Origin of the sequence: Pseudoalteromonas sp. T1lg88, assembly GCF_002964765.1 — a bacterium.
In the GTDB taxonomy this organism is placed as follows: domain Bacteria; phylum Pseudomonadota; class Gammaproteobacteria; order Enterobacterales; family Alteromonadaceae; genus Pseudoalteromonas.
In genome coordinates this window covers 26,001-48,238 of sequence record NZ_PQCF01000008.1, presented here as the reverse complement: position 1 = coordinate 48,238, position 22,238 = coordinate 26,001, and the positions used below count along the sequence as shown (strand labels likewise).

The following is a 22,238-nucleotide window of genomic DNA, read 5'->3' as shown; positions in this document are numbered from 1 at the left end:
CGCTAGGGCTTACTAAATGCGGGGTCATGCCCCGCACGTAAGCCTTTATCTTCTGTTTACATGTTTACCATATTGTAACGTACCTGTTTTGGCATTATTGTCCGCCAGCAACAATAAAGCAGTAATGCTAACAATTAAAACAGGTATTTGTATGAAGCAAAATCTTCGCCGCAGCGCAATTGCGTTAGGCATCTCTTCTGCGCTGATGAGCGCCCCGGCTGTAAGTGCCACTCTAGAAGCGCAAGCTAAGACTCTGGATTCTCAGTACAAGGTGAATGTAGAGCGTCAGGTCGCTGAATTTAAACAACAAGAAAAAACTGCGGTTGCCTGGTTGGTCGAATTAAATGGTCAGTCTCTCTACGGTGTTAATAAGTCGCAACAGGCCACTGTGAGTGCCAACATTAGCGATATGCAGCAGCGTGTAATGAGCGATATGCAGAGCATGGATTTAAACCTTAAGGTTATTACCCGCACCTCTAAGCTTGCTAATGCCTTGGTTGTTGATGGCCAGGAAACCGATATACGTCAGTTGGAAAACCATACCGACGTTAAAGCCGTATATCCCGTTTATGATTACGAGCTGGCGGTAGCAGACAGCGCCGATTATGTTAAGGCCACGCCCTTGGTTGAAAACGGTCTTGCCAGCGGTAAGGGCGTACGTGTGGCCGTACTAGATACGGGTATCGACTACACTCATGCTGCCTTTGGGGGTGAAGGTACGCTTGAGGCCTATGCCGCAGCCATTGCCGATGAATCAGTCACCTGGCCGCAGGGTATAGTTAAAGGCGGTTATGACTTCGTCAATATGGACCCAGATCCAATCGACAATGGCACTAACCACGGTACCCATGTATCTCACTCGGTAACCGGTATTGCCCCAGATGTTGAATTATTCGTGTATTCCGTGTGTGCAGGTGGATGTTCGGGTAAGGCCCAGCTTATGGCCTTGGAAGCGGCTATGGATCCTAACCAAGACATGGATATTGAAGATCGGGTTGATGTGATCAATATGTCACTCGGTGGTGACTTTGGCGATATCGCCGAAAGCGCCGTAGGCCTGTTTATTAACCGCGCCGTGGCCTTGGGCACCAATGTGGTGGTCTCTGCCGGTAACGATGGCGATATTCCATACATTGTTGGTGGTCCGAGCACGACCGAGCACGCTCTTTCTGTGGGCGCGATGACGCATCCAGCGGAAGAAGTGAGCATTGCCAAGGGTACGGTAGCCGGTGCCGAAGCGGTATTCCAGGGCGCCAGCTTTGGTCCGGGTGTAGGCAGCTTTAATAGCGATGATATTGAAGTTGTTTACCCGGAATCGAATCAAACCGCTTGTGTTGCTTTTGCCGATGATGTTGATTTTACCGGCAAGGCGGTGATTCTTGATCGTGGCGGTTGTGCTTTCACCCTTAAGGTATTGGCGGCGCAGGAAAAGGGCGCGGCCTTTGTTATTATCGCCAACAATAGCGATGACGGCACCCCGGCACCTATGGGCGGCTTCGATGCAGCGGTTACCATCCCATCTGTGGGTGTGAACAAGGCTACAGGTTTACAGCTTAAAGAAGGCGCAGCCTTTGCTGTTGAATTAACGCTGGCGACCACCGCCGGTGCTGTTGCTGACTTCAGCTCACGTGGACCTTCGGTAAGCGGCTTGCTTAAGCCGGAAATTACCGCTCCTGGCGTAAATATTATGACCGCCCATCCAGGTACGGGCGATGGTTTAAGTGGTGCTAACGGTACTTCATTCTCCGGACCAATTACGGCGGGAGCTATGAGTATCCTGAAAGAAGCTCTACCAGAGCGTAATGCCTTTGAACTAAAAGCAACGCTTATGAATGCGGCGAACATGGATGTCACTATGATACCACGAGAGCTGGATGAAAATGCCGAGCTGGCACCAATCAGTATTATTGGGGCGGGTCTGGTAGATGTTGAAAAAGCAGCCAACTTACCGGTAGCTGCCTGGGCTAAAGACACCCGTCAGGCAGCACTATCGTTTGGTTTACACAGCCTGGCAGAAGTGGCCACCATGACCAAGACGGTACAGGTTAAGAACTTCTCAAATACGGCGAAAACATACGATCTGGCTTGGCAGCAGCGCTATGCGGATGATGCGGAGTCTGGCGCCATCATGGCGGAATACCCTTCGTCAGTGACTGTGCCAGCAGGTCAAACTGTTGAGTTCGATGTAACCGTAACCATAGACCCTGCCAAGTTGCCGCAATGGGGCGTGGACTTCTCTAACACCTGGAAAAGTGAGGCAGGTCCGTTACTGACCAAATCTGAGCTAGACGGTGCCCTGGTATTCAATGAAGGTGGTGAGCATGCCTTACATCTGGTATATCACGTGCTGCCACGTGCCGCAGCAAAACCTGTATTAGATGCGCAAAAGGCCGAAGAAGGTGTGGTATATACGGTTACCAACGAAGGTGTTACCGATTTTATACCTATGATCATTGCAAATGTTGCCACCGATGCGGTTGGTGACAGCGAGCGTCTGGACATAGTTTCTGGCAGTGTTGAAACTTTCGAAGTACCCACATCCTTCTGTGATTCTGGCTACGGTGTGTTTACTACCATAGTCTTGAACCAGGCTATTGCCTCTAACTTTATCGGTAACTTTGCCGCCGATTTCGACTTAGAAAGCGATGGTGTATGGGATGCGCGTGTGCATTCATTGAGCTACCGCTCATTTGAAACTACTGTGCCGTTACCGCCAATTCCGGTTACTTACTCTGTGCCAACTTACTCATTGAGCAACCTGTACTTTGATAGCGGAACCAATTATGTAACCCTGCAAAACTGTCTTGAAGACTATGGTCTAACCGCTGCAGAGCTGGGTACTCTTGATGCCACCGTCCGCTTTAGGGTAGGCGAAGGTTACTATGATGGTTCAGGTGCCAATGCGGTAGACAGTGTGCAAGGTAGTTACGACTTTGCCCTAGCAAATGTTGCGGCAATGGCTGTAGATGCACAGGGTAATGAAGTTGCAAGTCTGGCTCCGGGTGAATCGGCGCAATTGCTATTTACCGATGCTGACTTCACCATCTTGTCTGCTTCAGGCTCGACCCCGGTTGTCGCTTCGATTGGTGACGATATGAAAGTGGCACCAAGCCTAGCCGATGCCGAATTCAGCGTTGATGAAAACACTGTTGATGGCACAGTAATTGGTACTCTATCGGCAATGCGTAATGCGCCGCTGGCCGGTGCTATCTCTGAGTTTATCGTCACCGGCTCTACTTCAACGGCGGTAGAAATTAATGACATGGGCGAAGTGCTTGTGGCCAATGCCGAGCAGTTGGACTTTGACGCTGGCCTTGAGCAGATCACTTTGACAGTGGTTGCCACCGACACCTTTGGCCACATTTCAAATGAAGCAACTGTTGTTGTTAAGGTGAACAACTTGGCCGACGAGATTTCTGAGCAGCCGACAACACAGCCTAAGGTTGAACCTAAGAAGAGCACTAGCTCAGGTACTTGGGCCTGGTTGACTCTGCTGATGGCACCGGCGTTATGGTTACGTCGTCGTCGCGGCTAAGCTAATATTTGGGCACAAAAAACGGCGCTTATTGCGCCGTTTTTTTATTGCTTAAAGAGCTTAGTCTTTAAACGAATTGTGGCAGTCTTTACAGCCTTTCGCCCAGTTTTGGAAAGCTGGTACGATAGTTTCTTTATCGCCGCTTTGTGCTGCTACCGCTAGCTCTTGTGCGTATTTTGCAAAGGCATCTGCTTTAGCATCAAAGGTCGCACGGTCTTCCCAGATAGCTGGTAGTGCGCTGGTGTCGCCCTTGTCAGTGCCGGCACCGAAGGCTTCCCAAGGCATTTGTGAAAGGGCTGCGGCATTGTTAGCACGCATGGCAAAACGCTCGGCCTCGAAAGGTACCTTGCCTTTAAGCATGTCACCCATATCGGCGATTTGTACACGGAGCAGTGAGAATGTCGATTTACGGTAGTCGATAGCATCTTCAGGTTTTTCAAAAACCGAGCTTGCTAAGGCTGATGATGAGCTGGCAGCCAGCGCGATTGCAGTGATAATAGAGTGTAGTTTCATTCCATTAGTCCATTATTATAAAAGTTGTGTCCCTTTTTACCTAAGGGATGCAGCGAAGACAAGCCTGGCTCGGTAATTAGCATTGTACAGACCTGTCAGCACTGTGAAGAAGTATTTACTCGCCTAGGTCGATATCGGCAAAAATCATCCCCCGACGCATGCTTCTAAAGGCAAGATAAACCTCGGCAAGCAGGGAAATAAATGCCAGGATCAGCAGCACCATGGCAATCATAAAGCACAAGGCTATCGCGGTTCCCAGGTTAACCGATTGAATATTAGCCATAAAAAGCAGCATAACCACGGCGCTTACCAAGGTGGCGCTAAGTACGCTTAAGCTAAAAGCCAGATGAATATAGCGGGCGCGTTTAAGCAGGGCACGCAATTCTGTGGTCAGGGAGCGGTTAAAATCTTCATCGCTGCTAGTTTTTAGTTTACGCTCAAGAGTGCGAGCCCGGTCTGTGATGCGCGCTAAACGATTTGATAGTACCCCCAAGGTGGCGGCGATACCCGTGATAAGGAAAACCGGGGCAACGGCGGTTTGAATCACCTTTGCCATGGTGAGAATATTAACGACATCTGTGTTCACACTGACTCTCACTGAAAGAATGACAATGTCGTTAGTCTAGCGGTAATTGCCGATGAAGGATAGAATTTTGCTCTGGCGAAAAGCTGGACACTAGGCAATAAAACTGAGAATCTCAGTAACTTAACAACAATCACAGGAGTGAACATGGAACCCGTATTACCTGAAAAAAATGACACGGCGAAAAGCAACGATGAGAAGAGCATGGCGATGTTGTGCCATTTAGCGGCTTTGGCCGGTTTTATCGTACCTTTTGGCTCAATTTTAGGCCCTTTGATTATCTGGTTGGTGAAAAAAGAAGAGATGCCTATTGTCGATCGTCATGGCCGCGAGTCATTGAACTTTCAGCTCACCATGCTGATCGCCTATATCGTTTGTTTTATTTTGATTTTTGTCGCCGTGGGTATTCTGCTGCTGCCAATCGTCGCCTTGTTCTCCTTTATCATGGTGATTGTGGCCTCGATCAAGGCCTATGAGGGCAAAGAGTTTAGTTATCCTTTTACCATTAAATTCTTATAAATGGTGAGATCGGTAGCAGGATGCCCAGCGTGATGCTTGGCGGTGAAGGTTAGTTAGGGTCTGTTTATCTTTGCGGTTTACTTTATGTTCAATCTAAACGCATTCTGATCACGACGCTCGTTATGCTGCATAGTCATTCTATGTTCATAGCGAGCAACACAGAGCAGGATGCGTTTAGATGAACCCGTAGGGCAGCGCTTGTAGCGCATTTCTACTGTGTTGTTATATGTTAATGTACGCCTACATGGATGTAGGCGGTAGAGCGACGCAGGAGCCAAAGCCGAGAATAACTACACCACACATGTGCCGCCTTGTATAAATACACTACAAACTGCTGCAGAAACAAACAACAAAGGTCAACAGACCCTAGGAATTATGGCCTATTTAAGCCTGTTATTGAGCGCCTTTATTGCTGCCACTCTGCTGCCTAGCTCTTCGGAGCTGATGCTCAGCGCCATGGTGGTTAAGGGCGGGTTGTCCTTGCCCTTACTCTGGCTCAGCGCCACCTTTGGCAATGTCTTGGGCAGTTGTGTGAACTATGCCCTGGGAACCCAGGTGACTCGCTTTGCCGATAGAAAATGGTTTCCCGTTTCCGCCAAGGGCATGGCCAGGGCGCAGCAGCAGTTTAATCGCTTTGGTGTATACAGTTTGCTGTTTGCCTGGCTGCCAGTGGTTGGCGATCCGCTGACCTTAATTGGCGGCGTATTTCGGGTGCGCTTTAGTCTGTTTCTGCTGCTGGTCAGTATAGGCAAAGGCGCCCGCTATCTGCTGGTGATCCTGATGGCGCTCGGGCTTGAAGAGTTCCTCTAAGCGCTCGCTACTGAGGGCGTTGCCAGTCCAAGGTCAGCGACACCGAATCGGCAAAACGCAAGGCATGGGGTTTATCGACTCTAGCCTTGGCGTAGTGCACGCTGGGGTGGCTATGACACAAGGCCAAAATCTCCGCCACCAACTTTTCCAATAACAGAAAATGCCCCTGCTCTACCAGCTCGATCACCGCCTTGGTGATGGTTTTATAGTTGAGCGCCTGAGCTACTTCATCTTGCTCGCAGGCCTTATCAGCCGGGTAATGAATCTCCAGGTTGATCACTACGTCCTGCTTCTTTTCCCGCTCCTCGGGATTAAAACCTATATAGGTGCGCAGCCTGAGGTTGGTGACATTGATAATGGCGTTGGTCATTAGTTTTTCACCAGCTGTAAAAATTCGTTGCGGGTTTTTGAGTCGGTGCGGAAATTGCCCAGCATCACGGACGTACGCATTTTTGAATTCTGCTTTTCCACGCCACGCATCATCATACACATATGCTGAGCTTCAATGATCACACCCACGCCCTTGGCGCCAGTCACCTGTTCAACCGCCTTGGCGATCTGATGGGTGAGCTGCTCCTGAATTTGAAAGCGGCGCGCATACATGTCGACGATGCGGGCAAATTTCGATAGCCCCAGCACCTTACCATCCGGGATATAGGCGATATGGGCCTTACCGACGAAGGGCAGTAAATGGTGCTCGCACATGGAATAAAGCTCAATGTCCTGCACCAGAACCATATCATCCGCATCAGAAGAGAACACCGCATTGTTAGTGATCTCTTCAAGCGTTTGTCGATAGCCCTTGGTAAGGTATTCCATGGCCTTGGCGGCGCGTTTCGGGGTGTCGAGCAGGCCTTCTCGCTGAGGGTCTTCGCCAACGGCGCTGATGATCTGCTTAAAGCTGTGTTTTAAATCGTCTTGCATACTGTTCTCGTCTATTTTAGGTGGCGGCCGCCGTCGATGGCGAGGCTGCGCCCGGTAATGTAATGACTATTGAGCAGCAGCTCCACGGCGGCAATAATTTCCTGGCAGCCGGGCTCTATGCCCATTAGGGATTTGGTTAAGGTCTTTTGCTTGTACTGCTCATCGTCATGGTCATTGAAAATAATCAGCGACGGGGCAATGGCATTGACCTTTATCTTTGGCGCCCATTTGGCGGCATACGACTTGGTCAGGTTGTCGAGCGCAGCCTTGGAGGCGGCATAGGCCAGATGTTTGGGGCTGCCGGTTTCGACCACATAGTCGGTCAGGTGAATCACATCGGCGTAGCCCTCGGCCTGCTCCAGCATATCGGCGCAGTACTGATTGATTAAATAGGGCACCTTGGCATGAATGCGCATCATGGCATCGAACAGCTGGGCATAATCACTGTTGTTGGCCTCGCAGTCCCAACTTGAGGCGTTATGAATGATCGCCCGCAGTCCACTGGTATGACGGCGAAGTTCGTCAATAAACTCCAAAATGCTGTGATCGTCGTTAAAGTCTGCGGCAATGCAGGTTGCCCCTTGCGCCGCCAGCTCGTCCACTGCCGGATGCCGGGTGCGGTAACTAATAATGACGTCGTGACCCTGGGCCAGCAAATGGGAGGCCAAAGCAAGGCCTATGCGCTGCCCGGCGCCGGTAATTAAAATAGGAAAAGACATAATTTCCAAAGGCTAAAAGCGTATAACCTTTACTATAAACAAATGAGTTCGTGATTGCAGTGTTTACGTATACAAATGCGTGGGCGATCACTGTGTTAGCAAAGAAAAAGCTATTGGGCGGGTGGCTAAGCAGGGCACCGACAAGACACCGGTGCCCGAGCAGATCAATCGTAGATGGTAGGTATGGGTTGGCGCTTATGCTGGGTGCGCTGGTAGATGCCGATAATATGCGCTTCAACTTCGGCGCTCACCGGTTTGCCTTCTAAAAAGTCATCAATTTGGTCGTAACTCAGGCCAAGGGCGACCTCGTCGGCCAGTCCTGGGCGGTCGCACTCGAGATCCGCGGTAGGAACCTTGTACACCAGATCCCTTGGCGCTCCCAAGGCTTCGGCCAAAGCGCGCACCTGGCGTTTGGATAGGCCGAATAAAGGCGCTAGATCGCAGGCGCCATCGCCAAATTTGGTATAAAAGCCGGTGAGGTTTTCGGCGCTGTGATCCGTGCCGACTACCAGGCCTTGAGTCAGGCCGGCGATCTCATACTGGGCTATCATGCGTTGGCGTGCTTTCACATTGCCCTTAATAAAGTCCACCTGGGTCTGCGCCGGCAGGGCCAGCTCGGTACCCGCGGCCAAGCCTGCTAAAACCTCATCATGCATATGATCGCTGGCCGGTTTGATATTTACGGTCACGCGTTGGCTAGGCTGTATAAAATCAACGGCCAACTGGGCCTCATGTTCATCGGCCTGGACGCCGTAAGGCAGACGCACGGCAATAAACTGATACTGATGGGTGTTATGCTCGTCATTGAGTTCGTTCACCGCCAATTGGCACAAACGACCACAGGTGGTGGAATCAACGCCGCCGCTAATGCCTAAAACCAAACTATGGCAATGGGCCTGCTGCAGACGGTGCTTAATAAATGCCACACGACGGGCAATTTCCTGGTTAACATCAATGCTTGGTTGCACCTTCATTTCGGCAACGATTTCGGCTCGCATAACTCCCCCGCTTGAGCTCAATGGTGAGTCGCTATTATGTAAGTATTTAACCAAAAGTTAAAGCGCGCAGCGGAGCTCTTGTAGCTCGGCCTTTGCCGCCAAGGTATAAGGCAGCCAATGGTAACCTGTTCCCCCCTTGTCGACGCAGAACCAAAACTAAATACCGAGCGCTGCTCCTTGCCCTAATTCCCGCGCACAATTAAAAGACACCAACAAAGCTGAAAAAATGTCATACACTAATGCTCAAAATAATAAAAACGCTAACAAATAGGTAAGTTACACATGTTGAAATGGGGAAAGCGCATTTTAATGACGGCCATTATAGGGCTGCTGTTGGTGACCGCGCTGGTTTACGGCCTGCTGTCGCTGAGTTTACCGACCTTGGATGGCCGTGGTAGCAGTGATGCGATCGAGAGCACGGTTACCATTAAACGTGACGCCTTGGGGCAGGCCATTATCGATGCACAAAGCATGAATGATGCCGCCTATGGCCTGGGCTTTGCCCATGGTCAGGACAGATTTTTCCAAATGGATTTATTGCGCCGCAATTCAGCCGGTGAGCTCAGCGAGTTGTTTGGTGAGGCGGCACTGGAGCTGGATAAAAAAATGCGCTTTCATCAGCTGCGCCAGCGCAGTGAGCGTATTTTTGCGCAATTGCCCAAGTCTCAGCAGACCTTGTTAAGCAGTTACAGCCGTGGCGTCAACGAGGCGCTGCAAGCTCAGTCGTTAAAGGGCTTTGAATATCTGCTGACCGGCGCCGAGGTCACACCCTGGCAGCCAGAGGATAGCCTGCTGGTGATCTACAGCATGTACTTGGACTTGCAGGCTGGCACCTTTGATCGCGATATGGTGTTGGAGCAAATTGAACAACTTTATTCCGCGCAAATGCGTGAATTCTTAACCCAGCCCAGTCCCTACCAATCGGCGCTGGATGGCAGCGAAATAAACCTGAAAGAACTGGCCATTCCCATGCTGTCTGCAGCAAATCTTACCGCCTCTGTGCCAGAAATTATCGCCTCGCGAGAGGTGGGCAGCAATAACTGGGCGGTCTCCGGGGAGTTAACCAGCAGCGGCCAGCCCATGGTCGCCGATGATATGCACTTGGGTTTAGCCGTGCCCATTATTTGGTATCGCGCCCAGTTAAATATCGCCGATATTCAGGTCACCGGAGTGTCGCTTCCTGGGGCGCCGGCGATTGTTGTCGGCAGTAACGATAATATTGCCTGGGGCTTTACCAATGCCTATGTGGATACCTCGGATTGGGTTCGCCTGAATGCCGATGCCAAGCTGGAAACTGTGCAGGAAACTATCGCTATTGCCGGTGGCAAAACCTATGAATACCGTTTTTTAATGAGTGATTATGGCCCAGTGCAAAAGGTCAGCGGCCAGCGCTATGCCCTCAGTTGGGTCGGTCATTATGACTACGCGGTAAACCTGGATCTGGCGGAACTCGCCACTGCCTCCTCTGTCACCCAAGCGTTTCAAATTGCCGATGATGCCGGTATGCCGGTGCAAAATTTAATGGTGGTGGATAAGCAAGGGCAAATTGGCTGGCAGCCCATGGGCGCCATTGCCGCGCGTACCAATCCAAGCGATATTGCTCTGGCTGCCGAAGAGTTTCAGTCCGACTGGTCCCACAATGAACCGCAGCGCCCACGGGTAATGAATCCTAACTCGGGTCGTTTGTGGAGCGCCAATGCGCGGGTAATATCAACTCAGGAGCACGCCCGTTTGGGTGATGGTGGCTATGCCCTAGGGCCCCGCCAGCAACAAATACGCGACCGCCTTTTTGCCCAAAACACCTTTGATGAGCAGGCGTTCTTAGCCTTGCAGCTCGATAATGAGGCGCGCTTCTTATCTAAGTGGCAGGCGCTGTTAGTTGCAACGCTCAAAGAGCAAGGCAGTACTCAGAATTTAGCTCTGGTTGAGCAGTGGCAGGGCTGTGCCTGCGCCGACTCCATAGGTTATACCCTGGTGCGCTATTTTCGCAGCGCCGTGATGGATACCCTGTTTGCCGATATTGAGGCCAGATTGGCGGAGCATGAGCTCTCCCTTGGTCCCATCAAGCGCAATTTAGAGCCGGCCACCTGGCAGTTGTTGGACAACCCAAGTGTCTGGGGTTTTGCCGATAAACAGCAGCTGTTAAGTAAGAGCTTTAATCTGGCGCTGGCGCGTCTGCGCAGTAAATTTGGTGAAGACACGGCGAATTGGCGCTGGGGTAATGTCAACGCCATGGAGCTGAAACATCCTTTTGCCAAGCAAATCCCGCAGCTGGGGAGCTGGTTGAACATGCCTAAAGTTGAGGCCTTTGGCGATAGCTTTATGCCGGCGGTACAGCGCACCGACTTTGGTGCCTCACAACGCTTTATTGCCCAACCGGGAAGGTTAGAGCAGGCGATTATGGCCATTCCCGGCGGCCAGTCGGCGCATCCCTTGTCGGCCTTTTACCGTGCCGGTTATGAGCAATATGCCACGCACCAGGCCACGCCCCTGCTACCCGGCGCGCCAGAGCACAGATTGGAGATCCGTCCGGCTCGTTAGGTCTATCAGCGGTCGCAACCCAAGTGAGGTTTCGGCTCTTATCTGTGCGCGCAATTTGGCGGCGATAAACTAGACTAGGATTATCGCTAAAAAGCTACATAAGGACACAATAATGAGTAAAAACAGCATGATGATTGCGGTTCTGGTTGCCACAGTGGTCACCGCGCTTACGGTAAAGACCGCACAGGCAGAGGATGTTGAGGTAACCACTCAGCAACTGGACAAGCATATTTATGTCTTGTTTGGCCGCGGTGGCAATATTGCCGCCCATGTGGGCGCCGATGGCACCTATATTATCGATGACCAATTCGCCAAGCTGGCGCCGCAAATCAAAGCCAAGCTCAAAGAGCTCAACCCCAATGCCGCGGAATTTGTGCTAAACACCCATTATCATGGCGACCACACCGGTGGTAACGAGGTGTTTGCGCAGGCGGGGGCCCATGTTATCGCCCACCATAATGTTCACAAGCGCTTGGAAGAAAAGCATGGCGCGGGCTCTGAATTTTTACCACGCCTGAGCTTTGGTGCCGACCTGACTTTGCACTTTAATGGTGAGCATGCGCGCCTGGTGCATTATGCCCACGCCCATACCGATGGCGATGCGGTGGTGTTCTTCAGCGACGCCAATATAGTGCATATGGGAGATATCTATTTCAATACCGGTGGTCTGCCTTATGTTGATGTCGATGGTGGGGGCAGTGTCGATGGTATTTTAGCGGCGCTGCAAAGTGTGCTAGAGCAAATTGACGACAGCACCCAGGTGATCCCCGGACACGGGCCCATCAGCGACAAGGCTGGACTAATGCAGTATCAGGCGTTGGTGGCCAAGGCCAAAGCCCTTATGCTTGAGGCCATGGAAAAAGAGCAGACTCTGGATGCGGTAATCGCCGCCGACCCCTTTGCCGAACTGAATTTAAAATATGCGGACTGGTTGCCGAAAGAGCGGGTGATCACCCTGTTTTATCGCAGCCTGGGCGGTGAATAGTTGAAACCTTAATTTAACATTTGTAATCGCTTACTTTATACTCCTTGTTCTTAACCACAAGGAGTATAAAGGATGAATAACAACAATAACTTGCCTGATCTCACAGCCTCGGTAGGCAAAAAGAAGGGACTGATCGGTGCTATTTTCGTGGTGCTGGTATTGCTGCTTGTGGGGTTCAAGAGCATGTATACCGTGGATGAAGGTCATGTCGGTATTATCAAGCGCTTTGGTGAGGCCACCGAGCAGGTTAACCCTGGTCTGCATACCAAGATCCCCTTTGTCGATACGGTGGAAATGCTGGAGATACGTACCCGTAAAAACGTCGAAAAACTGCGCGCCGCTACCCATGAGCAGATGCCATTGACCGCAGAAGTGAGCATCAACTGGACGGTCAATCGTGAGGAAGCCTTTGATCTATTCAAAAGCTATGGCGGCCTGACTCAGTTCGAAAGCCGTATTCTTGACCCTAAATTGCGTTCCGCGACTAAGGATGCTCTGGCGCGCTATAAGGCCGAAGAGCTGATCCAAAACCGCTCGCAGGTAATTGCCCGCATTGAAGAGTTATTGCTGGAAGAAATGAAGAGCTACCCGGTTAAACTGGACTCGGCGCAAATTGAAGACCTGGTATTGCCACCTAAATACATTCAATCCATCGAAACCAAGCAAACCGAGAAAAACCTGGCGGCGGCAGAAAAGCACAAGCTAGAGCGCCAGAATCTGCAGGCGCAACAAGAAGTTAATACCGCTAATGCGCAACGTGATGCCGCCAAGGCCAAGGCCGACGGTCTGGCCTATGCGATCAAGGTTGAAGCCCAGGCCGAGGCAGAAGCCATTCGTATGAAGGGCTTGGCTGAAGCCGAAGCCATGCAAAAGAAAGCCGAAGCCATTAAGAACAACGCCACCTTGGTTGAGTACATGCGTGCACAAACATGGAACGGACAAATGCCAACCACGGTTATGGGTTCGGATCAGGGTATTCTTTGGAATATGAAAGAAAAGTAAGTGCCTTGGCATACTGCATTAAGATGATTAGTGCGGTATGCCTATACCTACACCCCCGACGAGCTCTGCAGCGAACTCTTCGGCAAATGCTCGCCTGAGCCATGTTAATACTTTAGGTAATTCCCCTTCTTTTTAAGCACTACCAGTTCTCGATAATTACCAAAATTTTCAAATGGTTACGCTAGCTCCAAGAAAAAACAGTAAATTTTTTGATCGCTTTTTACTCACCCCCTCGTAGTAACAAGGGCTATCCAGTTACACTAATGAGGGATTAAAACGTGAATAAACTACTTAAAACCCTAGTGCTACCCAGTTTGTTGGTACTTACTGCTGCCTGTAGTGGCGATGACAACGACAAAACCCCAGTACAACCGGAACAGCCGCAAACTTCCGTGGTGGATGTGGCCGCTGCATCGGATGATTTCGAAACCCTGGTTGCCGCCCTTAAAGCAACCGGATTGGACGCCACGCTCAGCGACATGAACGCCCAGTTCACCGTCTTTGCACCAACCGATGATGCGTTTGCCTTGCTGGGCGAAGACACCATTAATGCACTGCTTGAAGACCCGGATACCTTATCGACGATTTTAACCTACCATGTACTCGACTCTCGCGTTGAATCGGGTGCCGCCATTTCTGCCGCGGGCTCAACCGTGGCAACGGTCAATGGTGCATCGATTGGCTTATCCTTTTCGGGAGATGATCTGCTGGTCAATACCGCAACCGTCACTCAGGTAGACATTAAGGCGTCCAATGGCGTGATCCATGTGATCGATGCGGTGCTGATGCCGCCCGCGCAAAGCGACGAGATGCCGACCATGAATATCGTTGAAACGGCCGTCGCCGCAGGTAACTTTACAACTCTGGTCGCCGCCCTTGAGGCTGCTAATCTGGTCGCCGCGCTAAGCGATGAGAGTGAAACCTATACGGTCTTCGCGCCTACCGATGATGCCTTTGCGGCGTTGGGCGAAGAGACCATCAATACCCTGTTAAACAATACCGAGGTGCTGAGCGAAATTTTGCTTCAGCATGTGGTCAGCGGCGAGGTTGATGCAGTGACCGCCTTCAGCCTGAATGGCACGCAAGCCGAAACCCTGTCCGGCAACATGATTGATATTATGATCGACCCCGAATCCGACACCCTTAAATTTGGTGACGCTACCGTGACCATGACGGATATCATGACAACCAACGGCATTATCCATGTATTAGACACTGTGGTCGTGGGTGATGTGCAAGTACCGGCCCCCGCTCAGTCAATTGTTGATATTGCCGTTGCCGATGGCAACTTCACCACCCTGGTTGCGGCACTGCAAACCACTGGATTGGACCTAGTACTGGCCGATATGGAGCGCGAATTCACCGTATTTGCACCCAACGACGCGGCTTTTGATAAGTTAGACGAAGCGACCGTAGAGGCCTTGTTTGCCGACGCCGAAGCCTTGTCGGATCTGCTTTTATACCATGTGTTCCCGGATGCAACCGTGCAATCGGATGCGGCGATTGCCCTAGCCAACTCGGACAATCCGGATATCACCATGGCCAATGGCGATGTGGCCACCTTGTCAATTCAAGACAACATGCTGTATATCGACCAGTCGCAGGTAACCACGGCGAATGTTGCCGCAGACAATGGCGTGATCCATGTGATCGATACCGTGTTGACGCCCACACCTTAGTTCAGTAATTATTGTGAGCACCTTTGGCCCGCTCTGTATGCGGGCCTTTTTTATGGATGGGAACCGCCTTTAAAACACTTCCTTTAAGGTCGCCATCATTTCCTCAACCGAGAGGGATTGCGGCGTGTCGTAATCGCTCAGCAGGCTGTCGGCAAGCGCCCGTTTATGTTGGTGCAGGGCGAGGATCTTCTCTTCTATGGTGCCCTTGGCAATCAGGCGATAGACGGTAACCGGGCGGGTTTGCCCGAGGCGATGAGCGCGATCCGAGGCCTGCTGCTCCACCGCCGGGTTCCACCAAGGGTCCATATGAATGACATAGTCGGCGGCGGTGAGATTGAGCCCCGAACCACCGGCCTTAAGGCTGATCAAAAACACCTCGCCAGCGCCATTTTGAAAGGCGTCAATGCGGGTTTGTCTGGCCGCCGCAGGCGTCGAACCATCAAGATACTGATAGCCAATCCCCTGTTCTTCCAGGTACTCGCGGATCAATTGCAAGTGACCAACAAATTGGCTGAATATCAGCGCCTTATGATGGTTGTCGCGCAGTTCCTCGAGTAGGTGCCCCAGGGCCGAAAGCTTGCTGCTGGTTAGCGTGCTTTGCTCGGCCACCAATTGTGGATGACAGCAGGCCTGGCGCAACTTGGTTAACTGGGCCAGCAGTTGAATGCGTTCTCCCCCGGGTTATCTAGCTGCTGTAATTGCGTTAATTGTTCCAGGGCATTTTGTCTCAGGGCTTCGTAAAGGTGCTGCTCATCCTCGCTGAGGGTGATCAATTGATCGATATCCGTGCGTTCGGGCAGTTCGGTTAGCACCTCGGACTTCAGGCGGCGCAGAATAAAGGGTTTGATCAGCTCTTTAAGTATGCGCTTGGCTTTGAGTGCCTTGGCGGGCTCCTGCTGCTGATTATCGATGGGCAGCACAAAGCGCCGGCCAAAACGTTTTAAGTTGCCGAGCAGCCCAGGATTGATAAATCGAAACAGGCTCCACAACTCGGTGATGTTATTCTCTATGGGTGTGCCCGTGGTGATCAGGCGGAAATCGCCCTTGAGGGCATAGGCGGCTCTAGTACGCTTGGCCAGCGGATTTTTCAGGGCCTGAGCCTCATCGGCGACAATGGTACACCAGCGAATTTTTTCCAGCGTTTCAATATGACGCTGCATTTGCTGGTAACTGATCACCAAACAATCGAAGGCGGCGCTTTGCTCTATGGCTGCTTGTTGCGCCTCGGCAGTTTTTAACTCACTAAAGAGCTGCACCCTGAGGGTCGGGGCAAATTTCGCCGCTTCCTTTTGCCAATTAAAACAGACCGAGGTGGGGGCGATGATCAGTGTCGGCCCTTTTGCCGCGCGTGCCACCAGTACCGCCAGCGCCTGCAGGGTTTTGCCAAGGCCCATGTCGTCCGCCAAACAGCCGCCCGCACCCCAATGGGCCAGGCGCATGGCCCAATCAAAGCCGTCGACCTGATAGTCGCGCAGTTGCGCCTGCAGGGTATTGGGCAGGGTCAGGGTTAAGGCGTTAGCTTCGCTCATGCGTTGATGTAATTGCTCCCAGCCGGGCACGGTTTGCATGCGCATGCCTGTGGTGTGGTCACGAATAAGGCGACTGCTCAGCGGATGATAGAAGCCTTGGTCGGCGGCGCCGTTGAGCACATCAAGCTGGGTTTTTAACTGCTCACTGAGGGCGAGAATGCGGTTGTCTTCCAAGGTAATAAAACGCCCGCCGCTGGTGGCCAGGGCATCGAGGAGCTGGCGTAACTCCAAGATCTTGCCATCGTCCAAGGTGGCACTGCCGCTAATATCGAACCACTCATTATGTTGGTTGATACTTAACTGAATATTTTCACTTTTCAGCGGCTTGGTCATATGCAGCGTTTTGCCCCGCGGCCAGCGTAGCTTGATTGGCAGCTCTACGTTGGGTTTGCTAAGGGCCAGTTGTAGCTGCTCCAGGGTGGCCAGTGCCAGTTGCCAATCCGTCTGAGCTAAACAGGTGTCCTGCATGGCCTGAAAATCCGGGCATTGATTATCCAGCTGCTCCAGTAACCTCTGCTCATAGGCGAGATCGCGCTCCAGAGCGATGCGTTTGCCCTTGATATGGGCGCTGACATGGCGACTGCCCAGCCCAGGCTTCATCGTCGGACCATGCTCGCCAAAAGGCATCACCACACAGTCGAAGTTCAGCCCGGTTTTCAGTGGCGTGATGTTGACCACCAGGTGTTTATCTGGCTCGGTTTGGGTGAGGGTTTCGCCAATCCCCTCGATATCCGACTCGAGATTGATCAGTGGCGCTATGGCGCGAATGCTGTCTATGGCTTTTTGTTTTGCATGTGCCGGAATCACTAACCCGGATTCGCCGATAATTTTGGCGACCTTAAGGTGATTGGCGTTGAAAATGCTAAATTCTGCTAAGCCGTCACGGACGTGTTTTAGGCTGACCACGGGGGGCTCCGAGTGCGCGGTTAACGCGGGAAGATGAGCGATACTTACGCTTAAATCAGGACCATGGGCGACGATACGAATGGTCGGTTCGCGCTGTACCAACTCCAGGGGCCGGCCTTCACCATCGACCAAGTTATCGGCGCCAACAACAATGGGGAGGGCGCTACTGAGGTTGAGACGATACTCTTTGCTGCGGTAATAATCCTTGCCCGTGCTGGTTTCAATATGGGCGCAAATGGCCTTGTCCTGCTCGCTTAGATGAAAGTGATCGGGCTCATTGACCAAGCGTTTTAAGCTCAGCGCCTTGCCTTTGCTCCAGCCCTGCTTGGTGCGTTTTTGCTCTTTTGCTTTGAGGCTTGACTCGAAACGACCAATATCCAGCTGCCAGACGACGCGGCTTGGCTCTTCGCTGTTTTGTGCCGCCGGGGTATCCAGTGCCAATAATTGTTCAAGGGCAATATCCCAGCTTTCCTGAGAACGCATTAATTGCGTTATATTGAACGTAAAATTCGGCGAATCGCCGGAAATTTGTCGTAAAAAGTACGTAAATAGCGGCCATTGAATATGCTCAAAAAAGCGTTCGGCCTCGGCTTTTAATGCCAGTAGCCAGGGCTCGGGTGTGCGCATACTCCAGGTGTAAGCCGCTAAAGCAAAACACACGTAGAGGTAATAGTTAAGCTCACCCTTTTGGCAGTAGCTAAGATATTCTTGGCGAAACAGGTAGTTATCGCGCCCTCGCAGGTGCAGTAACAGGCGTCGCAGCACCAAATCAATGGTCAGTGCAAACTCGCCACGTTGTTTATCTTGCTGTTGGTTGTCGAGTTGGGTTTGCAGCGTCTGCCAGGATGAGGTATCACCTTGCTGACCGTTGCCCAATGCCAGCAAGGTGAGCTGATAGAAGAGGCCATACAGCCCCTCGATATAGGGCTTTTTACGTTTTTGATAGCGACCTTTTTCCAGCTCAGCCTGGGTAAACAGGCGCATCGCCTTGGCATACTGCTGCTGCAAAAATGCCAAGCTGGCACGCAACAACAGGCTGTAGAGAGAATTGTCTTGCTCATCGAGATGTGCGTTTAGTTTGTCCAGTTGCCCCGCGAGCAGGTATTGCTCGGCCTTTAGGTAGTGTAGCCAGCGGTTTTTTGGCAAGGCGTCGCAGGCCTGATGCAGCCAATGTAAAAGCTGCGCCGTACTTTGCCCTTTTTGCCTGTGTGCCGCCAGCAAGGTGGCAAAGGCCTGATACTGCAGGCGTTCATCCAGGGTCTTAAATTCATCAAGATTAAAAGGGTAAAACACCAGGCTGCATAGCGCCGGCGTGCGTTGCCAATCAAGCTGCATGGGATTTTTCGTCAGCTCCATCAGTTCCTTCACTCGCCCTTGCTCACCAAGGAAATACATATCGCGCAGCAAGCGGCGTTTATCCGTGGTGTTGTCTTGCCATTGGTAGCTGTTAAGTACGGGAGCCACCTGCTCGGCGGCGCTAAGCAGAGTCACAAATAGATTTTTGCCTATACAGCGTTTTACTAGGGCATTGGCAATCAGGCGATTGATGATGTAACCGTGACGGCTTTGTTGTACTAGCTCCAGGGTGCATAAATCGGCGATGATATGTTTGAGTGCCTTATCGGTAATTTCCTCAAGGGCGCGTAATTCACTGTGCGCTAAAATGCGTCCCAGGGCATGCAGTTCTATGGGCTTGTAGATCACCGCCAGCGCTTGCGCCACATGTTGATGGGCTGAGCCACACTCATTAAAACGGTGTAACAGGGAGGCGATGGCCTCGTTGAGTTCGGCGGTGATGGTAATAAAGCGCATTAAGGGGTTAGAAGGTACTGATTAAGTAGCGAACACGCTAACAAAGCGATGGGGGATGGGCAAGAGAAAAGGCCGCTAGGCGGCCTTTGAAGACAAGATTTTAAAGCGCTAACGTCAGGATCTTGGTGGCCACTTCTGGGGTAATATCACCGTGTTCACCGAGTGCTGTCAGGCCATTGCGGCGCAGATTGTCTACCGCCTCGCTCACAGCCTGCTCCTGAAGGCCGTAATCGCTTAAGCGTGTTTTAACGCCCATTTGTTCGAAAAAGTCCTGAACTGCTTTGATCGTGGCATCAATCAAGGCCTCTTCGTCGGCATTTTCAAGGGCAAATACACGACGACCCAGTTGTAGGATCTTCTCGCGTTTTTGCGCTTTTTTCTCGAACATCAGCGCCGGTAGCACTATGGCCAGAGTTTGTGCGTGATCCAGGTTGTACAGCGCGGTGAGTTCATGACCTATCATATGGGTGGCCCAGTCGTGCGGGACGCCTTGACCAATTAAGCCATTGAGTGCCATGGTGGCGGACCACATCACATTGGCGCGCACATCATAGTTTTGTGGCTCGGCCAGTGCCAGAGGGCCTTGCTCGATCAAGGTCGATAAAATGCCCTCGGCAAAGCGGTCCTGCAGCGGCGCATTGACCGGGTAGGTGAGGTATTGCTCAATCACGTGCACAAAGGCATCGACCACACCGTTGGCTACCTGACGAGGCGGCAGCGAATAGGTGTAGGTGGGGTCGAGCACGGCAAATTGTGGCTGCACTATGGGTGTGCCGAAGGCGCGTTTTTGTTGCGTCGCCTTCTTGGTAACCACTGAGTTGCCATTACTTTCCGAGCCGGTTGCCGGCAGGGTGAGTACCGCGCCTATGGGCAGCGCGCTTTTTACCTCGGCGCCATTGACGAGAATATCCCAGCCATCGCCCTCATAGTGCGCCGCGGCGGCGATGTATTTGGCGCCGTCGATAACGCTGCCGCCGCCTACCGCGAGAATAAAGGTGATCTTGTGCTCCTTTACCACGGCTAATGCTTCGCTCAGGGTTTCATAGGTGGGGTTGGGTTCGACTCCGGCAAACTCAACAAAATCGAACCCCTCCAGGGCGTTGACAACATCGTCATACACGCCATTTTTCTTAATCGAACCGCCACCATATAAGAATAAAATCTTGTCGCTGGGTGCCAGGCGCGCAGTGATTTGCTTGGCTTGGCCCTGGCCAAAAAGAATTTCCGTGGTGTTCTTAAACTCAAAATTTAACATGGTAACTCCTACTTCTTATTTACTGCGCTGCTGCAAAGCAGAAATCAATGCGCTAGCCAGTTGCTTGTCTGAAAACGGGTTTTGTCCGGTTATTAACTCGCGATCGATCACCACATTGGGTTGCCAATCGGCGGCAAATTGCATCTTGCCGCCCGCGGTGGCCATGGCTTTTGCCGGGTAATAACGTAGCTTCTTACCATTTAATGAGGCTTCAAAAGTCGCTTCTTCAGGGTTAGAGAAGATGGTCATGCTATAACCCTCATACAGCCAGTCAGTTGCTTGTGCCTCGGCACCTTGAGCAATGTTTTGCTCGTACTCCGCTGGGCTTTGCTGGGCCGATAGCAAGGCAATGGGGCCGTGGCAGATAGCCGCTGTTGGCTTACTTTGCTCATGAAAGTGCTGCAATATGGTGCGAACATCTTCATTGTTGGCTAAATCGATTAGCGGCGCATGGCCGCCGGGAATAAAGACACCGCTGTATTGATCCAGGCCTTGTTCGATCACTTCCTTCAACGTGTGAGTGTCGTTAATCCCCTCAAGGTTGGCGATCACCTCTTGAATGCGTGCCATTTCGGCCTCGTCATCGCCAAAATACATGGCCTGCACCGAATTTTTATCAACCGCCGGCGCGTTGCCTTTGGGTGTGGCGAGAACCAGTTCATAACCGGCCTTAAGTAATTCGTCCGCTGGCACCCCGAATTCATTGAGGTAATAACCGGTTTCATAGCTGCTGCCATCGGCAAGCTGCATCTGGGTTTCGCTGGATAAGAGCACCAGTATCTGTTCGCTATTTTCTTGTGCTTGTGCGGCGCTGGTGGCCGTCAGTGACAGAGCGGTTGCGAAGACCGCGGCAATTTTTTTAAAGCTCATCTGTGCCTCTGGTTGATAACCAAGTTAGGTGAAAGATGTATCCAGTATAGTTAAGCTCTATAATAAGTAGAATTCAGTTTAATTTGGGTTAGGTATAAAATATCTGATGTCTTACTTTGTCCAGCTTCGTACCTTTGTTGAGGTGTATCGTTGCCTGAATATTTCCCGGGCGGCGAAAAACCTTGGTTTGTCTCAACCGGCGGCAACCGCGCATATCCAAAGCGTCGAGTCCACCGTGGGCAAGACCCTGTTCACCCGGCGTCATCGTGGTGTTGAGCCGACCAACCTAGCCCATGAGCTGGCGGCGCAAATCGGCGGTCATTTTGATGCCATAGAGCAGAAAATGGCCTCCACCCGCAGCCGCTCCAGTGAGGTGAGAGGCACTATAACCCTGGCCGGGCCGGCGGAATACATCAGCTATGTGGCCTCGGCCCAGTTGGCCAACCTGCTGCAGGGTGGCCATGTCGATGTCAGCATTTTGCCCGGTAATAGGGAGCAGATTTATTCGGCCCTGGATAACGGCGTCGCGGATTTGGCCATTACCGCCTCCTTGCCCGATAGCAGCATGTATGACTATCAGGTGCTGGACTCGGAACGGTTGATGTTAGTGACGCATAAACTGCTGGCCGACTCATTGCCGACTCAGGAGATGGATGCCAATTTGCTCAACACCTTGCCGGTAGTCGCTTACAGTCCCCAGTTGCCGTTGATCCGCGAGTATTTTGATGTGGTGTTCAAGGCCCATTGCCGCTCGCAGATTATTGCTACTTGTCCGGATATTCGCGCCTTGGCCGGCATAGTGCGCACCGGCGTGGGCTATTCGGTATTGCCCGATTATTTATGTTATGACGACCTGCGCAGCGGGCGCCTGGTCAGCCTGGGTCCCGAAGGGCCGGAGAATAATATTTACCTGGCCTGGCGCAAGGGCGCCCTGGCTCATCCCAGGGTGAATTATGCCCGCGATATTTTGATGGCGTTTTCCAATATCAATCGCTATGCATTTCATCGCGAATAAGGAGTTAACCCTTTCGTTTTGGTGAGATTATCACCACAATAGT

At 51.8% G+C, this 22,238-nt stretch carries 18 protein-coding genes; 8 read left to right on the top strand and 10 right to left on the bottom strand.

What is annotated here, in order from left to right; all coding sequences use genetic code 11:
* Positions 1–151: 151 nt before the first annotated feature.
* Positions 152–3,535, top strand: a complete 3,384-nt coding sequence (locus C2M34_RS05490) for a S8 family serine peptidase (RefSeq protein ID WP_105258268.1) — start codon at positions 152–154, stop codon at positions 3,533–3,535.
* A 60-nt stretch (positions 3,536–3,595) separates the two neighbouring features.
* Here C2M34_RS05490 and C2M34_RS05485 read toward each other — a convergent pair whose 3' ends face one another.
* Positions 3,596–4,048 carry a c-type cytochrome gene (locus C2M34_RS05485; RefSeq protein ID WP_105201135.1) on the bottom strand — a complete coding sequence of 151 codons (453 nt, stop codon included), beginning with the start codon at positions 4,046–4,048 and terminating at the stop codon, positions 3,596–3,598.
* A 115-nt stretch (positions 4,049–4,163) separates the two neighbouring features.
* Positions 4,164–4,634 (bottom strand): DUF2721 domain-containing protein, encoded by a 471-nt coding sequence (locus C2M34_RS05480; RefSeq protein ID WP_105201134.1) that lies wholly within the window; start codon positions 4,632–4,634, stop codon positions 4,164–4,166.
* A gap of 144 nt (positions 4,635–4,778) precedes the next feature.
* Here C2M34_RS05480 and C2M34_RS05475 point away from each other — a divergent pair, with 144 nt between their 5' ends.
* Both C2M34_RS05475 and C2M34_RS05470 read left to right on the top strand, forming a co-directional pair.
* Positions 4,779–5,150, top strand: a complete 372-nt coding sequence (locus C2M34_RS05475) for a DUF4870 domain-containing protein (protein WP_105201133.1) — start codon at positions 4,779–4,781, stop codon at positions 5,148–5,150.
* 375 nt (positions 5,151–5,525) lie between these two features.
* On the top strand, positions 5,526–5,960 hold the full coding sequence (locus tag C2M34_RS05470; protein WP_105201132.1) for a YqaA family protein: 435 nt from the start codon (positions 5,526–5,528) through the stop codon (positions 5,958–5,960).
* 7 nt (positions 5,961–5,967) lie between these two features.
* Here C2M34_RS05470 and folX read toward each other — a convergent pair whose 3' ends face one another.
* From folX to nadE, 4 genes are all read right to left on the bottom strand, one after another.
* Complete coding sequence (folX, locus tag C2M34_RS05465; RefSeq protein ID WP_105201131.1) at positions 5,968–6,330, bottom strand: dihydroneopterin triphosphate 2'-epimerase; 363 nt, start codon at positions 6,328–6,330, stop codon at positions 5,968–5,970.
* The gene (gene folE / locus C2M34_RS05460) at positions 6,330–6,884 is read right to left on the bottom strand and encodes a GTP cyclohydrolase I FolE (RefSeq protein ID WP_105201130.1); all 555 of its coding nucleotides are present in this window, start codon (positions 6,882–6,884) and stop codon (positions 6,330–6,332) included. The genes folX and folE overlap by 1 nt, the downstream gene beginning before the upstream one ends.
* Before the next feature lie 11 nt (positions 6,885–6,895).
* Positions 6,896–7,603, bottom strand: a complete 708-nt coding sequence (folM, locus tag C2M34_RS05455; protein WP_105201129.1) for a dihydromonapterin reductase — start codon at positions 7,601–7,603, stop codon at positions 6,896–6,898.
* Between the two features lie 164 nt (positions 7,604–7,767).
* On the bottom strand, positions 7,768–8,601 hold the full coding sequence (gene nadE, locus C2M34_RS05450; RefSeq protein ID WP_105258267.1) for an ammonia-dependent NAD(+) synthetase: 834 nt from the start codon (positions 8,599–8,601) through the stop codon (positions 7,768–7,770).
* Between the two features lie 282 nt (positions 8,602–8,883).
* Here nadE and C2M34_RS05445 point away from each other — a divergent pair, with 282 nt between their 5' ends.
* The 4 genes from C2M34_RS05445 to C2M34_RS05430 all read left to right on the top strand — a co-directional run bounded on the left by C2M34_RS05445 (position 8,884) and on the right by C2M34_RS05430 (position 14,808).
* On the top strand, positions 8,884–11,142 hold the full coding sequence (locus C2M34_RS05445) for a penicillin acylase family protein (RefSeq protein ID WP_105258266.1): 2,259 nt from the start codon (positions 8,884–8,886) through the stop codon (positions 11,140–11,142).
* 130 nt (positions 11,143–11,272) lie between these two features.
* Complete coding sequence (locus C2M34_RS05440; RefSeq protein ID WP_234398773.1) at positions 11,273–12,127, top strand: MBL fold metallo-hydrolase; 855 nt, start codon at positions 11,273–11,275, stop codon at positions 12,125–12,127.
* A 72-nt stretch (positions 12,128–12,199) separates the two neighbouring features.
* Entirely contained in the window at positions 12,200–13,129 is a 930-nt protein-coding gene (locus C2M34_RS05435; protein ID WP_105201125.1) for an SPFH domain-containing protein, read from the top strand.
* Positions 13,130–13,407: 278 nt separating this feature from the next.
* Positions 13,408–14,808 (top strand): fasciclin domain-containing protein, encoded by a 1,401-nt coding sequence (locus C2M34_RS05430; RefSeq protein WP_105258264.1) that lies wholly within the window; start codon positions 13,408–13,410, stop codon positions 14,806–14,808.
* Positions 14,809–14,877: 69 nt separating this feature from the next.
* Here the strand turns inward: C2M34_RS05430 and C2M34_RS05425 are convergent, their stop codons facing one another.
* The 4 genes from C2M34_RS05425 to C2M34_RS05410 all read right to left on the bottom strand — a co-directional run bounded on the left by C2M34_RS05425 (position 14,878) and on the right by C2M34_RS05410 (position 21,180).
* Positions 14,878–15,447 (bottom strand): DEAD/DEAH box helicase, encoded by a 570-nt coding sequence (locus C2M34_RS05425; protein WP_158681395.1) that lies wholly within the window; start codon positions 15,445–15,447, stop codon positions 14,878–14,880.
* 5 nt (positions 15,448–15,452) lie between these two features.
* On the bottom strand, positions 15,453–19,055 hold the full coding sequence (locus C2M34_RS05420; RefSeq protein ID WP_105258262.1) for an SNF2-related protein: 3,603 nt from the start codon (positions 19,053–19,055) through the stop codon (positions 15,453–15,455).
* 100 nt (positions 19,056–19,155) lie between these two features.
* Positions 19,156–20,310 (bottom strand): iron-containing alcohol dehydrogenase, encoded by a 1,155-nt coding sequence (locus C2M34_RS05415; protein WP_105258261.1) that lies wholly within the window; start codon positions 20,308–20,310, stop codon positions 19,156–19,158.
* Between the two features lie 15 nt (positions 20,311–20,325).
* Positions 20,326–21,180 (bottom strand): type 1 glutamine amidotransferase domain-containing protein, encoded by an 855-nt coding sequence (locus C2M34_RS05410; RefSeq protein ID WP_105258260.1) that lies wholly within the window; start codon positions 21,178–21,180, stop codon positions 20,326–20,328.
* A 106-nt stretch (positions 21,181–21,286) separates the two neighbouring features.
* Here C2M34_RS05410 and C2M34_RS05405 point away from each other — a divergent pair, with 106 nt between their 5' ends.
* The gene (locus C2M34_RS05405; RefSeq protein ID WP_105215095.1) at positions 21,287–22,195 is read left to right on the top strand and encodes a LysR family transcriptional regulator; all 909 of its coding nucleotides are present in this window, start codon (positions 21,287–21,289) and stop codon (positions 22,193–22,195) included.
* Positions 22,196–22,238 lie beyond the last annotated feature (43 nt).

Coding starts and splice junctions, on each gene's coding strand:
- C2M34_RS05420 (WP_105258262.1), bottom strand. CDS start 19,055: ATGCGCTTTATTACCATCACCGCCGAACTCAACGAGGCCATCGCCTCC.
- C2M34_RS05490 (WP_105258268.1), top strand. CDS start 152: ATGAAGCAAAATCTTCGCCGCAGCGCAATTGCGTTAGGCATCTCTTCT.
- folX (WP_105201131.1), bottom strand. CDS start 6,330: ATGACCAACGCCATTATCAATGTCACCAACCTCAGGCTGCGCACCTAT.
- folE (WP_105201130.1), bottom strand. CDS start 6,884: ATGCAAGACGATTTAAAACACAGCTTTAAGCAGATCATCAGCGCCGTT.
- C2M34_RS05435 (WP_105201125.1), top strand. CDS start 12,200: ATGAATAACAACAATAACTTGCCTGATCTCACAGCCTCGGTAGGCAAA.
- C2M34_RS05445 (WP_105258266.1), top strand. CDS start 8,884: ATGTTGAAATGGGGAAAGCGCATTTTAATGACGGCCATTATAGGGCTG.
- C2M34_RS05410 (WP_105258260.1), bottom strand. CDS start 21,180: ATGAGCTTTAAAAAAATTGCCGCGGTCTTCGCAACCGCTCTGTCACTG.
- C2M34_RS05440 (WP_234398773.1), top strand. CDS start 11,273: ATGATTGCGGTTCTGGTTGCCACAGTGGTCACCGCGCTTACGGTAAAG.
- C2M34_RS05485 (WP_105201135.1), bottom strand. CDS start 4,048: ATGAAACTACACTCTATTATCACTGCAATCGCGCTGGCTGCCAGCTCA.
- C2M34_RS05470 (WP_105201132.1), top strand. CDS start 5,526: ATGGCCTATTTAAGCCTGTTATTGAGCGCCTTTATTGCTGCCACTCTG.
- folM (WP_105201129.1), bottom strand. CDS start 7,603: ATGTCTTTTCCTATTTTAATTACCGGCGCCGGGCAGCGCATAGGCCTT.
- nadE (WP_105258267.1), bottom strand. CDS start 8,601: ATGCGAGCCGAAATCGTTGCCGAAATGAAGGTGCAACCAAGCATTGAT.
- C2M34_RS05475 (WP_105201133.1), top strand. CDS start 4,779: ATGGAACCCGTATTACCTGAAAAAAATGACACGGCGAAAAGCAACGAT.
- C2M34_RS05405 (WP_105215095.1), top strand. CDS start 21,287: ATGTCTTACTTTGTCCAGCTTCGTACCTTTGTTGAGGTGTATCGTTGC.
- C2M34_RS05415 (WP_105258261.1), bottom strand. CDS start 20,310: ATGTTAAATTTTGAGTTTAAGAACACCACGGAAATTCTTTTTGGCCAG.